The sequence below is a fragment of the Microbacterium sp. BG28 genome (genome assembly GCF_034044005.1).
In the GTDB taxonomy this organism is placed as follows: domain Bacteria; phylum Actinomycetota; class Actinomycetes; order Actinomycetales; family Microbacteriaceae; genus Microbacterium.
This window is the reverse complement of the sequence record NZ_JAXCHA010000002.1, coordinates 372,950-387,429: the sequence shown is the minus strand read 5'-3', so window position 1 is coordinate 387,429 and position 14,480 is coordinate 372,950. Positions and strand designations below refer to the sequence as shown.

The 14,480-nt window shown below is 68.6% G+C and carries 13 protein-coding genes and 1 tRNA gene; 3 read left to right on the top strand and 11 right to left on the bottom strand.

The genetic code is table 11. The features are described 5' to 3' along the window. Positions 1-17: 17 nt before the first annotated feature. The 3 genes from SK224_RS07495 to SK224_RS07485 form a co-directional block, all read right to left on the bottom strand. Positions 18-962 carry a 1-phosphofructokinase gene (locus tag SK224_RS07495; RefSeq protein ID WP_320434110.1) on the bottom strand — a complete coding sequence of 315 codons (945 nt, stop codon included), beginning with the start codon at positions 960-962 and terminating at the stop codon, positions 18-20. Next, a complete protein-coding gene (locus SK224_RS07490; RefSeq protein WP_320434109.1) occupies positions 959-1,744 on the bottom strand; it encodes a DeoR/GlpR family DNA-binding transcription regulator in 786 nt (261 codons plus the stop codon). The genes SK224_RS07495 and SK224_RS07490 overlap by 4 nt, the downstream gene beginning before the upstream one ends. Before the next feature lie 189 nt (positions 1,745-1,933). After that, complete coding sequence (locus SK224_RS07485; protein WP_137417202.1) at positions 1,934-2,707, bottom strand: hypothetical protein; 774 nt, start codon at positions 2,705-2,707, stop codon at positions 1,934-1,936. A gap of 162 nt (positions 2,708-2,869) precedes the next feature. Between SK224_RS07485 and SK224_RS07480 the strand changes: the two genes are divergently transcribed. Beyond that, positions 2,870-4,882, top strand: a complete 2,013-nt coding sequence (locus SK224_RS07480) for a DUF262 domain-containing protein (RefSeq protein ID WP_320434108.1) — start codon at positions 2,870-2,872, stop codon at positions 4,880-4,882. Between the two features lie 53 nt (positions 4,883-4,935). Here SK224_RS07480 and SK224_RS07475 read toward each other — a convergent pair whose 3' ends face one another. From SK224_RS07475 to SK224_RS07465, 3 genes are all read right to left on the bottom strand, one after another. Next, on the bottom strand, positions 4,936-5,589 hold the full coding sequence (locus tag SK224_RS07475; RefSeq protein ID WP_320434107.1) for a formylglycine-generating enzyme family protein: 654 nt from the start codon (positions 5,587-5,589) through the stop codon (positions 4,936-4,938). Between the two features lie 124 nt (positions 5,590-5,713). Then, a complete protein-coding gene (locus SK224_RS07470) occupies positions 5,714-5,941 on the bottom strand; it encodes a hypothetical protein (protein WP_320434106.1) in 228 nt (75 codons plus the stop codon). Next, complete coding sequence (locus SK224_RS07465; RefSeq protein ID WP_320434105.1) at positions 5,934-6,791, bottom strand: type II CAAX endopeptidase family protein; 858 nt, start codon at positions 6,789-6,791, stop codon at positions 5,934-5,936. Before SK224_RS07465 ends, SK224_RS07470 begins: the two co-directional genes overlap by 8 nt. 217 nt (positions 6,792-7,008) lie before the next feature. Between SK224_RS07465 and SK224_RS07460 the strand changes: the two genes are divergently transcribed. Further along, positions 7,009-8,508: an amino acid permease gene (locus SK224_RS07460; protein WP_320434104.1), complete on the top strand. Its 1,500-nt coding sequence runs from the start codon at positions 7,009-7,011 to the stop codon at positions 8,506-8,508. 13 nt (positions 8,509-8,521) lie between these two features. On the opposite strand, the gene SK224_RS07455 is transcribed toward SK224_RS07460, so the two are convergent. The 5 genes from SK224_RS07455 to SK224_RS07435 form a co-directional block, all read right to left on the bottom strand. Then, the gene (locus SK224_RS07455; protein WP_320434103.1) at positions 8,522-9,991 is read right to left on the bottom strand and encodes a glycoside hydrolase family 28 protein; all 1,470 of its coding nucleotides are present in this window, start codon (positions 9,989-9,991) and stop codon (positions 8,522-8,524) included. A gap of 62 nt (positions 9,992-10,053) precedes the next feature. Further along, the gene (locus SK224_RS07450; RefSeq protein ID WP_320434102.1) at positions 10,054-10,272 is read right to left on the bottom strand and encodes a hypothetical protein; all 219 of its coding nucleotides are present in this window, start codon (positions 10,270-10,272) and stop codon (positions 10,054-10,056) included. Positions 10,273-10,327: 55 nt separating this feature from the next. Beyond that, on the bottom strand, positions 10,328-11,113 hold the full coding sequence (locus SK224_RS07445; protein ID WP_320434101.1) for an SseB family protein: 786 nt from the start codon (positions 11,111-11,113) through the stop codon (positions 10,328-10,330). A gap of 276 nt (positions 11,114-11,389) precedes the next feature. Continuing rightward, entirely contained in the window at positions 11,390-12,184 is a 795-nt protein-coding gene (locus tag SK224_RS07440; protein ID WP_320434100.1) for a hypothetical protein, read from the bottom strand. Between the two features lie 180 nt (positions 12,185-12,364). Continuing rightward, a tRNA-Gln gene (locus SK224_RS07435) sits at positions 12,365-12,436 on the bottom strand. 133 nt (positions 12,437-12,569) lie between these two features. On the opposite strand from SK224_RS07435, the gene SK224_RS07430 reads away from it, so the two are divergent. Further along, complete coding sequence (locus tag SK224_RS07430; protein ID WP_320434099.1) at positions 12,570-14,477, top strand: ArnT family glycosyltransferase; 1,908 nt, start codon at positions 12,570-12,572, stop codon at positions 14,475-14,477. Positions 14,478-14,480: the final 3 nt, after the last annotated feature.

The following is a 14,480-nucleotide window of genomic DNA, read 5'->3' as shown; positions in this document are numbered from 1 at the left end:
TCCAGTGGTCGGGTTCGTCAGCGGATGATCCGCTGCACGGGAATCTCGGCGGTCACAAGATCCGCCGGGGTCGGGGGTTGGGTTCCTGGCAGGGATGCGGCGGCTGCGCCGTATCGCATCCCCATGCGCAGACGCTCGGCGGGTTCGGCGCCGGCAACGTCCGCCAGCAGGTACCCGGCGAGGGAGCTGTCGCCCGCACCCACCGTGCTGACCGCAGTGATGCGCGGCGCCGTTCCCACCCAGACGCCGTCCTCGGTGACCAGCAGGGCACCGGCGGCGCCGAGCGTCACCAGCGCGGCGCCGACGCGAGGTCCGACGAGATCCTGCGCGAGCGCGATGATGCCGTCGATGTCGCGGGTGTCGGCGGCTGCGCCGGTCAGTTCGGCGAGTTCATGCTCGTTGGGTTTGATGAGGTCGGGGCGGGCCCCCGCCACAGCGGCCGCGAGGGCGGCACCCGAGGTGTCGAGGGCGATGCGAGGCGTGGCGTCGCCGTGCGCGGCACGGACGGCGAGGATCGCGCGCACGTAGAAGTCGTCGCCCGCGCCCGGCGGGAGGGATCCCGCGAGGACCAGCCAGTCCGCGCCCGCGGTGGCCGCGACGATCGTGTCGATGAGCGCATCCGCATCCGCGGGGTCGAGCTCAGCACCGGGCAGGTTGATCTTCGTCGTCGCTCCCTGCGGATCGGCGAGCGTGAGATTCGCGCGGGCGTGGCCGCGGACGGGCACGGCTCTGACGGGGATGCCGGTCTGCGCGAGCGCCGCCGCGTACGGGTCCTGGTCGGCCAGCGGGAGAACTGCCAGTGTCGCGGTTCCCGCGGCGGCGACGACACGGGAGACGTTCACGCCCTTCCCGCCGGCGTCCTCGCGGACGCCGAGGGCGCTCTGCACCTCGCCGACCTCCAGCGGGGCGGCGAGCGAGACCGCCCTGTCGAGGGACGGGTTCGCGGTGACGGTGACGATCATGACTGCACCACCTCGATGTCGGCGCGCTCCAGTGCTTCCGCCAGCGCGGCGGGCGGAGTCGCATCCGTCACGAGCACGTCGAGCGCCGAGAGCGGAGCGAACGAGACGAGGAGCTCGAGGTCGAACTTCTGCGCGTCGCAGAGCACGACGACGCGCCGCGCGGCCGCGACCGCTGCACGCTTGACCGCGGCCTCCTCAGGGTCGGGGGTGCTGAGACCGAACGCGGCGGAGAGTCCGTTGGTGCCGAGGAAGGCGATGTCGGGGCGCAGGCCGTTGATGGCGGCGACGGTGGTCGCCCCGACGGCAGCGCCCGTCACGCGACGCACCCGTCCGCCCACGAGGGTGAGGTCGATCCCGTCCTGTTCGGCGAGCAGAGGGGCGTGGGCGAAGGAGTGGGTGACCACATCCGCTCGCCCTCCGCGCGTCGCCAGGTGCGATGGCAGCTCCTGCGCCAGTGCGCCGACCGTGGATCCGGCGTCGAGCAGCACGGATCCGTTGAAGCGGTCGCCGAGGAGATTCAACGCAGCACGGGCGATCCGCCCCTTCGCGTCGCTGCGCTCGTGGATGCGTTCGCTGATGGACGTCTCGCGGGTGCTGGAGCGGCCCTGAGCCACGGCGCCGCCGTGCACACGCTGCAGAACGCCGCGCTGCTCCAGAGCCGCGAGATCGCGTCGCACGGTCTCGGTCGTGACGTCGAAACGATCTGCGAGGTCGACGACGACCAGTCGTCCCTCGGCGTCCAAGATTCGCTCGATCGCCGCCTGGCGCTCCGTTGCGTACATGATCCTCCTCGAAGGATCAACACATTACAACACAAAGCCACACAAAGAAACGGTTGCGCCGGGTAAAACCAACACAGTGTTCACACGACGGCCTGCGCCCGAGCCTGTGCATCGCGACGCGCAGCGCCGGCACGCAGAACGGTGGCCCGATCCGCACTGCGGACCGGGCCACCGTCGTCGTCAGCAGTCTCAGGCCTCGCTCATGGCCTGGACGGCCGCCTGACCCTTCGCCGCGTAGTAGGCGGCGCGCGCCGCATCCTTGCGCGCCTGCTCGGCGTAGCCGTGCTCGAGCACGTCCTGCGGCACCTCAACGCTCTCGACGTGGTTCACACCGTGGTACTTCTCGATGTAGGCGTCGAGCTCCGGACCCGACGTCCACGAGGTGATGAGGCAGTAGCGCGGGTCGGTGCCGTTGTGCGTGGCCGCGTGCCAGAGGCGCTGCGTGTCGATGATCAGCTGCGCGCCGGCGGGAAGCGCGATGCGTACCTCACCGCGGGGGTCCGTGCGGTTCTCACGCAGGACGAAGTAGCTGTCCTTGTCATCCGTCAGGTTGAAGAACCCGCGCACCACCCAGCCGGTCCCGTCCGGGTTCAGGCGGTTGTTGTCGTCCTGGTGCAGGTTGTAGAGGCAGTCGCCGTAGGGCGTGGGCTGCAGTTCGATGACACGGCAGCGGCCGACGTTCGCGCCGGGCTCCTGCGCGCGGCGCACGAGGTTCGGGGCCTTGGCGACCTGCGAGTCGATCCAGACGCCGTCCTTGTCGGTGCGCGGTGGCTTGTGGTTCCAGAACCCGTTGCACTCGATCTCACCGAAGGCGCTGGCCAGAGGAGCGAACCGGGTGTCGCCCGAGGACTTCCAGTCGTTGTACTCGATGTCGAGCCACTCTTTGGGATCGAGCTCCTGGTTGTAGCTGTCGAGGACGACGTAGCCGGTCTCCTCGAGAGCGGCGGACTTGATGTAACCCATGACGAATCATGCCTTTCGGTGGGGGGTCAGCGCGTTTTTACTGGCCCAGGTAAGGTCAGCCTACTCGGGCTCCTCGGCAATACCCAGGAGGCCCGAGGCCCCGGCCTAGAGTGGTCTGGTCGCCCTGCGCGACCCGCTTCGCCCGCAACGAGATCGAGGATCATGGCCACCGCCACCAACGTCGATGCGACCGCCGTCAACACGATCGCCTGGCTCAGCGATCCCGACCTCGCCATCGTCGTGCCCGTCTATCAGCGGCAGTACCGCTGGGACATCGGCGGGTGCGAGCAGCTGTTGGCCGACGTCCGCCAGGTGGCCGATCTCCCGGAGGGGCACACGCACTTCCTGGCCTCCATCCTGTCGTCGCGCGGCGGAGACTCCGACGACGCCGAACTCGTGCTGATCGACGGCCAGCAGCGCATCACGACCCTCATGCTGCTGGTCGCCGCTCTCGAGCACACCGTGCGCGACTCCGACCCCGCACTGGCAGGGCGCCTGCACGACGTGCTCGTACGCGGCGGCGAGACCCACCGGACGAAGCTGCGCCCCCACCGGGCGTGGGCGGATGTCTTCGAGAGCGTGGTGCTCGACCGACGGGAGGCCGACGCCGCAGATCGCACATCGCGCTTCGACGACAACTATGCGTTCTTCCGCAGCCAGATCCGCCCGGAAGAGGCGTCGCGGATCTGGCGAGGGCTGCAGCGCCTCGAGCACGTCGCCATCGCACTCGGCGCCGATGCCAATGCGCAGCAGATCTTCGAGAGCCTGAACTCGACCGGTGAACCCCTGCGGGATCACGAACTCATCCACAACTACATCCTCATGGGTCTCACTCACGCGGAGCAGACCGCGATCGAGGAGCGCTTCTGGCTGCCGATCGAGCAGAACACGGGTGAGGCGATCGCGGACTTCTGGCGGCACTACCTGGTGATGCGCACCGGACGCGAACTCACGGGCGGCACGACGCGCGCCGTCTACGACGCGTTCCGCGGCGAGTTCCCGGTGCTCGAAGCCGAGACCCTGGAGCGGGATGCGGCCGAGTGGAAGGCGTACTCGGAGATCTACCGCGTGCTCCTCGAACCCGCGCATGCTCCCGACGAAGGTGTCGCCGCGCAGCTTCGCTTCCTCAGCACGTTCGGGCGCGGCACCTTCCCCCTGGTGATGGCCGCCTACCGCGACCACGAGCGGGGCGTCATCGACCGCGACGCACTGCTCGAGACACTGGAGGATCTGCAGGCACTTCTCCTGCGCCGGCTCGTCGCCGGTCTCACCAATGACCGGCTCGTCGCCCGTCTGTGTCGTGCACGAGCCGAAGGTCCCGAGGCGCTGAGCCACGCGTTCGGGCGCATCACGCCCTCCGACGAGCGGATGCGGATCGCCCTCAAATTCACTGCGCTGCCGCATCCTGCCTACGTGCTGGCACGCCTCGCCGGACGCGACTCCGCAGCTGATCTCGACGTCGAGCACATCGTTCCGCTCGCACCGGGCGACGGCTGGAGCGGCGACGGCGTTCGCACCTGGAGCGAGTTCTCGGAGGACGAGCAGAACAGCCACCGCGCGCTGGCGGCGACACTGGGCAACCTCGCGCTGCTCGAGGAGCCGCTCGCGGAGCGCGCGCTCGACCGTTCGTTCCCGGACAAGCGCGACCTGTACCGCCGCAGCGCCGTCGAGCTGACCGCATCCGTCGCCGACCTCGAGGCGTGGAACACGGCGGCGATCTCCCGGCGCACGGTCGAGCTCATCGAACGATTCCTCACGGTGTGGCGCCGCAGAGCCGATGTGCTCATCGACGACGACGATCTGACGCCCATCCTCGATGCGAAGAAGCGCCGCGGCTTCCCGCCGGGCTGGCAGCAGGAGTGGTCGTACGTGGAGTACCGCGGCGAGCACTGGGAGATCTACGACATCGCGTCCCTGTTCAACCGCATCTTCAAGCGGCTGTGGGCCGATGCCCGTGAGGACCTCCTGTCGTTCAGCGCGCGGCGCGGCGGGCCGGTGTACGAGACCCGGGCGTGGAACGGCCAGTGGGACGAGCTCGGCGACGGCGCCTTCCTCTACATGGGCTGGGACTCGCGTTACATGCTCGCTGCCGTGCAGGGCGTGCTCGAGGAGGCGGGGATCGCCGCGGAGGTCTTCGTGAAGTACTCCTACATCGGCAACGCGATGCGCGACTGAGCCGCGGGGCTCGCCGCTCATCGGACCCGACGCAAGGGGGCGCGGGAGGCGCGTTATGCCTCGTGCGGACCGCGGGCCAGGCGCATCCCGATGTCGTCTCCGCCCGCATCCGGGAGCGCGCCACGACGCGTGGATGCTCGGGCACTGAACGCGTCACTTGCGAAGCTTCCCCCACGGAACACCCGACGATCGTCATCTCCGGCGGGGTCCAGCAGATCCCAGCACCACTCCCACACGTTGCCGAGCGTGTCGAAGAGCCCGTTGAGATTCGGCATCTTCCCGCCCACGGGTTGCGCACGAGCCACGCCGTCCGCCGCCGTCCACGCGACCTCGGTCAGCGGACCATAGTGCGCGACAGTGGAACCGGCTCGGCAGGCGTATTCCCACTCCGCCTCGGTCGGAAGGCGGTAGCCGTCGGCGTCTCGATGCCAGGTGACCTCCGCGCCGTCGAATCCGTAGGCGGGATCGAATCCCTCCCACTCGGATGCGGCGTTGCACAAGCGAACCGCGCGCAGCCAGCTCAAGTGTGTGGCGGGCACGCGCGGGTGGCGCACCTCGATGCCGAGAAGCTCCGCCAGAACCTCTTCCGTCACGGGGTACACCCCGATCTCGAAGGCCTCGACCTCGACGGTCCGCCGGGATCGTCCGCGCGCGTCTGAGAGGTTCACCGTCCCGGCATCGAGCGCCCGCATCTCGATATCGACCATCCCGCCACTCTATGTCGCGCCCGGGCTGGTGCCTCCTCCGCGAGAACGCATCTCCCGCACGAGATCACGGGTAATGACAGTGATCTCGTGCGGGAGATGCAGTCTCGCGGTCAAGCAAGGTGGTTCAGACGATGCCGCCGATCATCGCGTCGCGGCGGAGCTGGTCGTGAGTCGCGTGGAAGGTGCCGTCCGGCGTCCACCATGCCTCGTGCCCCGCGGCATCCGGATGCTGCTCGACGACCGCGGGCCAATGCTCCTTGATGTTCTTCAGGTAGTAGCGGAGCTCCCCGCCTACCGTGCGCTTCTCGACCTTGTCGGATGCTTCGAGCTGTTCCTGCGTTGGCTCAGTCATGGGCTGAGCATAGGGCGGGCACTCGCCGGGCGCGAGCATCTCGCCACAGCAGCCACGCGCACACCAAGCCCTGCGCCATGACGACCGCGCTGATCGTAGACGCGATGACGCCGGCGGACTGATCGGCGGCCGTCAGCAGATCGAACCCGGCGTGCCAGATGAGCACCGGAACGATGCTCCAACCTGCCCCCTGCGCCATCCACGACAGGAGGAACGAGCCCGTCACGAGCGCGAGCATCCAGCCGATGATCCCCGCCCCCATGGCGGTGTAGGTGGGATTGAAGAGGAACGCGGGCGCATGCCACGCGATCCACACCGCGGCGACGATGAGCGTCGCCCAGAAGACCGGCATGCGGCGCGTCAGGGCGGGCAGGAGCCACCCGCGCCAGCCCGACTCCTCCCCCAGCCCGAACGTGACGACCCACACGAGAGCCACCAGCGGCCACGCCAGGCCGGGGAGCTTCCCGGTCGCGCCGAATCCGGCGGCATCCGGCCACGATCCGGAGACCGCGGCCGCGGCCCCATACCCGATGACGACGTAGGCCACAGGCATCCCGATCGCGGCGATCCACCACCGGGCGCGGAAGCGCACCGAGAACGCCCGCCGCGCCCACCGCGCCAGCTCCGCGGGTCCACCTTCCCAGAGGGATGCGGCCACGGCTCCGCAGGCAGGTCCGAGAGAGCCGAGGAAGAACGTCCACGGCACCGTGGCGAGCGCGCCCTCCTGCGCCTGGACGACCAACGGCGCCCACACGATCCACGTCACACCGAACGACACGCACAGGAACACCGCAACACCACCGCCGCCGCGGCGCACGGCTGCTTCCGGGATGCGGCCCGAACCGGTCATGTTTCCAGTGAACACCCGATCGCTTCGCCCCGCTTCGGCCACGAGCCGGAAAAATCCGCCGACCTGCAAGAGGGATGCGGCGCGCGCCCGCCCGTGGGATACCACTCCCGAGCGAGGTTGTACACACGGCGCGAGAGACGGTGCACACGCTCTCGACGGCGGCTATCCTCCCTGAGTGGCTCCGGACGCCACGGAATCCGTCGAAAGCGAGCACCACGTGAGTCTTCTCCGCACCAAGTCGGTCGAGCAGTCCATCGCCGACACCGAGGAACCGGAGTTCCGCCTCAAGAAATCGCTCAGCGCGCTCGATCTCACCGTGTTCGGCGTGGGAGTCGTGATCGGCGCCGGAATCTTCACGCTCACGGGGCGCGCCGCGCACGAGGTCGCCGGCCCGGCCATCGTCATCAGCTTCGTGATCGCCGCGATCGCCTGCGCCCTGGCGGCCATGTGTTACGCCGAGTTCGCCTCGACCGTGCCGGTGTCGGGTTCGGCGTACACGTTCTCCTACGCGTCGCTCGGCGAGTTCTTCGCGTGGATCATCGGATGGGACCTCATCCTCGAGATGTTCCTCGGCGCGAGCGTGGTCGCGCAGGGATGGAGCGCGTACCTCGGCGCCTTCCTCGAACAGCTCGGCATCGTGCTTCCGGAGCAGCTCTCGCACGGCGGCGTGGTGGACGTGCCGGCCATCCTGCTCGTCCTGGTCCTCGGCACCCTGATGACGATCGGCATTAAGGAGTCGCTACGCGTCAATCTCGTCCTGGTCGCGGTGAAGCTCTTCATCGTGCTCTTCGTCATCGTCGCGGGGCTCATGTTCGTCAATCCGGCCAACTACACGCCGTTCGTGCCTGCGGCCGAGAGCACCGCATCCACTTCCGGCCTCACGCAGCCGCTCCTGCAGTTCCTCTCCGGCATCGAGCCGGCCACGTTCGGCGTCGGCGGCATCCTCGCCGGCGCAGCGCTCGTGTTCTTCGCCTACATCGGGTTCGATGTCGTCGCGACCACGGCGGAGGAGACGCGGCGCCCGCAGCGCGACATGCCGATCGGCATCATCGCCTCGCTCATCATCTGCACGATCCTGTACTGCGCCGTGGCGCTCGTGGTCACCGGCATGGTCTCGTACCGCGACCTCGACCCGGACGCCGCCCTCGCCAACGCGTTCGCCTACCACGGCCAGTCGTGGATGGCGACGGTGATCTCGGCCGGCGCGGTCGCCGGTCTCACCACGGTCGTGCTGACGCTGCTGATCGGTGCGACGCGCATCATCTTCGCGATGTCGCGCGACGGCCTGCTCCCGCAGAAGCTGGCGCGCGTGCACCCACGCTGGCGCACCCCCTGGATCATCTCGATCGTGGTGACGATCATCGTCGCCGTCGTCGCGGGAGTCACCCCCGTGGGCGTGCTCGAGCAGATGGTCAACATCGGCACGCTCTCGGCGTTCGTACTGGTCTCGGTGGGGGTCGTGGTCCTTCGTCGCACGCGGCCCGATCTGAAGCGCGGTTTCCGTGTGCCGTGGAGTCCCGTGCTGCCCATGCTGTCGGCGCTGATCTGCACTTATCTCACGCTGAACCTCTCGGTCGAGACGTGGCTGCGCTTCCTCATCTGGCTCGCCCTGGGCGTCGCGATCTACTTCGCCTACTCCCGGCGGCACGCGCGGGTCGGCGCCGGAGACGTGCTGAATCCCGCGACGCCACGGGTCGTCGCGCCGCCCGAACAGTAGGTTCGTGCTCGCGTCACAGCGCGGGATAGGGGGGGAAGACACACGATGCCGCCTCCGTGGGGCTCGGCGCATCCACATCCGATACGTGCGCGTCGGACCCGTCCGAGTCCAGCGCCGCTCCCCCGAACGCCACGCCGGATGCGGTGATGTTCACGTTGGAGGTCTGCACGGCGGGTGCGTCCACATCGACGTTCTCGAGTCGCACGCGCAGCGGATGCGCGGCGTCCACCCCCTTCAGCACCGAGGTCGCGCCGTGCGGGGAGTTCGTCGCGCGCAGGTCCGACACGACGATGTCCTGGAACCGCGGGACGTTCGGACCGTTCGAGCCGCCGTAGAACGGATCGATGTCGATCGGCGACTTGACGGCATCGACGCAGATCCGGCGATAGGTCACCTGCCGCACGATGCCGCCCGCCTTGGGCGAGCTCTTGATCCGGATGCCGGTCGATGCCGCGCTGGCGTTGCCGTGCGCGTCGGTGCCGCTGACGGTGTCGTCGTCGACGAGCACGTCGCTGACGCCCGCCGTGGTCTCGCTGCCGATCGAGATGCCGTGGGTTCCGAAGAGATGATTCCCGATGATCGAGACATGTGTCGACGGTTGCGAGCCGGCCTTGATGGCGATGCCGTCATCGCCGTCCATGATCCATGAGTCGGCGATGGTGACATCGGTGGCACCGGCCGGGTCGATCCCATCGGTGTTCCGCGCCGTCGCGGGTGTCTGGATGCGCACACCCCAGATCGTGAGTCCGTCCGCGTTCTGAAAGGAGACGTGGATGCCGGCGGCATCGACGAGGTCGATGTCATGCAGCGTGACGTCATCCGCCTTCGTCGCCTGCACGAGCCGCGGGACGTTCTGAACCCCGTGGCCCTTCGCCGCCTGCGCGAGGTCCCACCAGCTCTGGGATGCGCCGAGCATTGTCTGTCCCCCGCGGCCGTCGATGCGCCCTTGGCGGCCTGCCGCGTCCGGTGTCGACGCCACCCCGGTGTGCGCGCCGGAGAGCGTCAGCAGCGGCGCGCACCCGCCGCCGCTCCTGCCCACCGTGCCGCAGCTCTCCCGACCCGCGACCTGGTAGTCGGCGGGGTTGCGCGAGGCGTAGAGCGTCACGGAGGAGTCGAGAACGAGCACCTCGCCCTGCCGAAGCGTGAGAGGTGCCGTGACGAAATCCGTCAGTGGTCCGGATGCGGCCAGGCGCACCGCCACGACGGAGTCCGCGGTTTGGGCACAACCGTCCAGCGCATGCTGGATGCGCGCCGTGTCGGGCGGGGCCGCCTCGTCGGCATCGTCAGCAGTGCCGTCGGTCAGGGCGAACTGGGCTGTGACGGTGGCGCACGTCTGAGCGGGAGCCGCGGGCTCTGAGACCGAGCGCCGGTCGCCCGACGCGAGCGCCGTCGACTCCTGCGTCGAGGTACCCCGCAGAGCGGCGCAACCACTGAGAAACACCAGGAGAAGCAGCGCGACCGAGACCACAGATCGAACCCGCACCGCGGGATGCTCGCAGCGCGATCTATGCGCGCACCGTAGATCTTCGATGCGACGGCTGGGCTTCAGCTGTCGCGGAAGTCCTCGTGCAGCCTCGCCTCGGTGAGCCGGTCTCCGGGATGCGGGGCGCGGAAGTCACTTGGCGTGTTCGGCTCGACCGCATCCGTCGACGGGTCGCCGTCTGCCAGGTCGATCACGTCGACGTCGTGATCGAGATCGACATCGCGTGGGTCGTCGGAGGGGTGGGGTTCGTGGGCGGGCATGAACGGCTCACTCATGGACACGGCACGATTCTGCCGTCCCGCCGGCGGGAGGGGAAGGGCCAGGAGGCCCCGTCGATCACCGCAGACCGTCTCCGATCCACTCCGGCGTCAACGCGAACGACGACGGATGCTGCGGGTCGAGCACCAGCACGTCGAACGCGGCGCCGATGAGTCGCAGAATCTCGCGACCGGAGCGCGGGACCGCGGTGATCTCCTTGCCCGCGTAGATCGCGTCGACCCGTCCCGAGTCGGTGAAGGCCAGGAGGATCCGCTCGCCGCGACCGTTGACGATGCTGGCGGGAGTGGAGCCGTCGCCTGCCGGATCCAAGACGACGAACAACTCGGAATTCGCGATCTCTCGGACAACCGCGGCGTAGGTCTCGTCGTCCTGCGCCGCCGTGTACGTGTCGGCGGCAGCCTGCACGCGGGGTGCGATGACGACGGCATCCGGCGAATCACGTTCCGCCGGAATCCATTGCCGGAAGAAGCGCAGGTTCGACAGCGACGTCCATGGTCCTGGCGAGTCCAGAACGATCCCGGCCACACCGTTCTGCGCGAAGGAGGCGAGCCAGTCGATCGCCTGCGGCAGCGGAACGGCCAGCAGCGTGGCCTCCACGCCCCCCACTTCCGCCGCGCGTTCCGCGGTGCTGTACACCCCGATGAGCGTGCCGATACCGTCGAACTGGAATCCGCCGGGCATGGGCTCTTCCGGCGTCCCGCGATTGACGATGAACCAGTCGGGGAGCTTCGCCGCCGCCTCCCAGACCGCTATCTCGGCCTCGGTGTTGCCCGACGCGGCCGGGAACGCCTCCTTACGGAGGTCGAGCTCGCGGACAAGGGCGTCACGTGTGTTCTCGCTCACCGTTCCATCCTGACCGGCGGCCCGCATCGGCTCACGCACCTTGCCTCGGTGCTCAGCGTTCGGGTAAGCGGTCGGCTATGGCGCGACAGACGCCATACCCGATGACCGCGTGGCGGGTCGCCCGACCGTCTACGCGTGGGGGCGCTCTAGGCCCGAACCACGGCACGTCCCGCCAGGGTCGCGGCGATGACCCGGATGTTGTCGGGCCCGACCGGAGCCGGATGGGCGACCGTGAACGGGGCTCGGGTGAAGAGCACCGTTACTCGCGGGCCGCCACTATGGGGCTTGCTTCCACCCATGGCCGTCATAGCCTTCGAGCCTCGGGATTCCTTCGATGCCGGCCACTTCGTAGCCGGCGCCGTCGTTGTCGAGTCGTGTCGTGCCCACTTCGACGCCGGATTGCCAATGCAGAACGACATCGAACGTCGAGTACAGCTTGTGGCCGCGATACTCCAGCAGCAGGTTCAGAGGATCGGACTTGGTGGCACTCAGACGAGGAACGACGCTGCGGACAGATTCGAAGGACTGCGGGACGCCATTCGGATAGGTGATGACGCTCTGAACGGGACTGCTGGACTCAACGTCGGAAAGGACCTGCATCATCGTGGATCCGCCGCCAGTTCCGAATGGACTGTAAGAGGCACTGCCGCTATTCGGCCTCGTCTCGCGAACGTCGATGGTCACGTCGGTGAGAACTACTGAATCGTCCCCCGTGGGCTCCACGATCACTTCGAGCACCAGCCTGTCGTGCACGCCGCGGACCCCTTCGATGGCGCTCTCGCATTTCGATTGCTCGCCTCCGGGTGCAGGAAGATCGCTCGTCTGTAGAGCGAGCTGGCTGGGATCCACCAGTCCGATACTCTCGACCGGCACGACGAAGTCGCAGCCCGTGTCACTCGAGAGCTGGACCGTGTAGTCGAGCTGAGAACCGAGCCGCTTGGTCCATTGCGACACCCACGGAGTGAGCGCGATGACCACCAAAGGTGCGACGACGAGGGTGACGACCGCCCCCAGAACAACGCGGCCCCAGCGACGTGCCGCGCGGTCGTCCTCGTCTTTCTTGCTGAACATGAAGGGCCCCCGGGTCCGACTTCAGGCTAGAGCGAAGGTATCGCTCGTTGTGTGTATATCGTGCCGCGCTCATCGGCGGCAAACTGATGAACTGCGTCGCATCGACGTGCGACCAGGCGCGGCACAAAGCAAAACCCCGGTGGTCCGCTCTGACGCGGATTTCCGGGGCTATCTGTTTTGCTGGGGTACCTGGACTCGAACCAAGAACAACTGAACCAGAATCAGCCGTGTTGCCAATTACACCATACCCCACCGGCTTCTACCGAAGTAGCGCCAAGAGAAGAGCTTAGCCCACGCCCGCGGCAATCCCAAACCGGCGCACGCTCACGGCGACGCCATCGACGGCTCATCCAGAATCCCTCACCGGGACTCGTACGGTCCTGCCATGACCGCCGTGTCCACTCCCTCCCCCGGCTCGTGGCGGGCCCGTGCCGCCTGGCCCGTGGGACTCGTCCTGATCGTGATCGCTGCCGCCGTCTTGACCGGATGGCAGGTGTCCGCCTCGATGAGCGACTACTACGGCGCCGTCGCGATGTCGATGAGCAAGAGCTGGTCGAACCTCTTCTTCGGCGCCTTCGATCCCGCCGGCACCGTCTCTCTCGACAAGATCCCCGGCTCCTTCTGGATCCCCGCCCTGGCCGTGCGCCTGTTCGGCTTCTCACCGGCGGCCGTCATCCTTCCGAACGCCATCGCCGCCACCGCGGCGGCCGCCGTGACCGCCTTCACCACGCGTCGGCTGGTCGGGACGACAGGCGGTCTGCTCGCCGGCGCCGTGGTCGCCACCACGCCGATCCTCGTCGCGGTGGCGCGATCCAATCAGCCGCAGACATTCTTCGTGCTCGCGCTCGCGCTGGTGGCATGGGCCGCCGTCCGGGCGATCCAGCAACGCAGCCTCGGCTGGTATCTCCTCGCCGGAGCACTGGTCGGGGTGGCGTTCCAGACCTACATGCTCGAGGCGTGGGCGGTCTGGCCGGCGCTCGCGGCGGCCTACCTGTGCGCGCGCCAGCGGTGGTGGCGTCGCATCTGGCACACCCTCCTCGCGGGGGCCGTGACTCTCGTGGTGTCGCTGACCTGGGTCGCCGTCGTCTGGCTCGTTCCGGCATCCGATCGGCCCTTCGTCGGCGGCACGAACAGCAACAACCCTTGGGAGATGGTGTTCGGCTACAACGGACTCGGGCGTTTCAGCGCCACGGCCGACTCCGACGCGTATCGCTCGTTCACGCCGTCCTTCGCTGGCGATCCCGGCCCCTTCCGCCTGTTCAACACCGAGCTCGCCGGCCAGATCGCGTGGCTGCTCCCCGCGACCGTCGCGGCGATCGTCGTCCTGTTCATCCTGCGGTGGCGCCCCGCAACCGTCGTGTTCCTCGGCGGCTGGTTCGCGACCGAGGCGGCGATGTTCTCGCTGGTCGCCGGGATGCACCAGTTCTACACGTCCGCTCTCGCGATCCCCGTCGCCCTGCTCGTGGCGGCGGCGTTCGCCGTCGCGCGCTCTCGACGCCTGCTCTGGCCGCAGATCCTGCTCGTGGCCGTCGCGGCGATCACAGCCGTCATGATCGCGGCGATGTACTCCGAGCCGAGCCCGGTCATCGCCTGGGTGCAGGCCGCGATCGCCGCGGTCGCGATTCTGCTTCTGGTTCTCGAACGGCGGGCGCAGGCGCTGCGCTCGGTGACCGCCGTGGCGGCGGTGATCGCCCTCCTGCTGACGCCGGCCGCCTGGTCGGCGCTGACGATCGGCGCGCCGAGCTCGATCAATCCCACCGCTGCGGGCGTTTCCCAGATGCCGGGTGGTGGCGGTGGCTTCGGTGGCTCCCGGCCCGGCGGCGCGACGTTCGGCGGATCGGCGGGCGGCGCACGACCGCATGCGCCGGACGGCGGCGCGCAGAACGGTGCCCGCGGCGGCACGCGCCCCACGGGTGCGGCGGGCGGCACGAGCTCCAACGCGGCACTGCTGCTCTACCTCACGGAGCGTCAGGGCGACGCGAAGTACCTCGTCGCCACGTTCGGCGCGCAGTCGGCGGCGCAGCTCATACTCGCCTCCCACGGAGGGTCGGTGCTGCCCATCGGCGGATTCGATGGCAGCGACGATGTGCCGACCCTGGCCGCGTTCCAGCAGATGGTCGCCGCCGGCGAGGTTACCTACGTGCTCGGCTCCGGCGCACCGGGAGCAGGAGCAGGAAGCACCCGCGCCGCATCGACCGCCACGAAGGACATCAGCGCATGGGTGACATCCGCCTGCACCCTCGTTGCAGATGCTCCCGCGGGCGCGACCCTCTACTCCTGCACCGCAGGATGAGCG

Coding starts and splice junctions, on each gene's coding strand:
- SK224_RS07440 (WP_320434100.1), bottom strand. CDS start 12,184: ATGTTCAGCAAGAAAGACGAGGACGACCGCGCGGCACGTCGCTGGGGC.
- SK224_RS07485 (WP_137417202.1), bottom strand. CDS start 2,707: ATGGGTTACATCAAGTCCGCCGCTCTCGAGGAGACCGGCTACGTCGTC.
- SK224_RS07470 (WP_320434106.1), bottom strand. CDS start 5,941: ATGACTGAGCCAACGCAGGAACAGCTCGAAGCATCCGACAAGGTCGAG.
- SK224_RS07475 (WP_320434107.1), bottom strand. CDS start 5,589: ATGGTCGATATCGAGATGCGGGCGCTCGATGCCGGGACGGTGAACCTC.
- SK224_RS07465 (WP_320434105.1), bottom strand. CDS start 6,791: ATGACCGGTTCGGGCCGCATCCCGGAAGCAGCCGTGCGCCGCGGCGGC.
- SK224_RS07430 (WP_320434099.1), top strand. CDS start 12,570: ATGACCGCCGTGTCCACTCCCTCCCCCGGCTCGTGGCGGGCCCGTGCC.
- SK224_RS07490 (WP_320434109.1), bottom strand. CDS start 1,744: ATGTACGCAACGGAGCGCCAGGCGGCGATCGAGCGAATCTTGGACGCC.
- SK224_RS07480 (WP_320434108.1), top strand. CDS start 2,870: ATGGCCACCGCCACCAACGTCGATGCGACCGCCGTCAACACGATCGCC.
- SK224_RS07495 (WP_320434110.1), bottom strand. CDS start 962: ATGATCGTCACCGTCACCGCGAACCCGTCCCTCGACAGGGCGGTCTCG.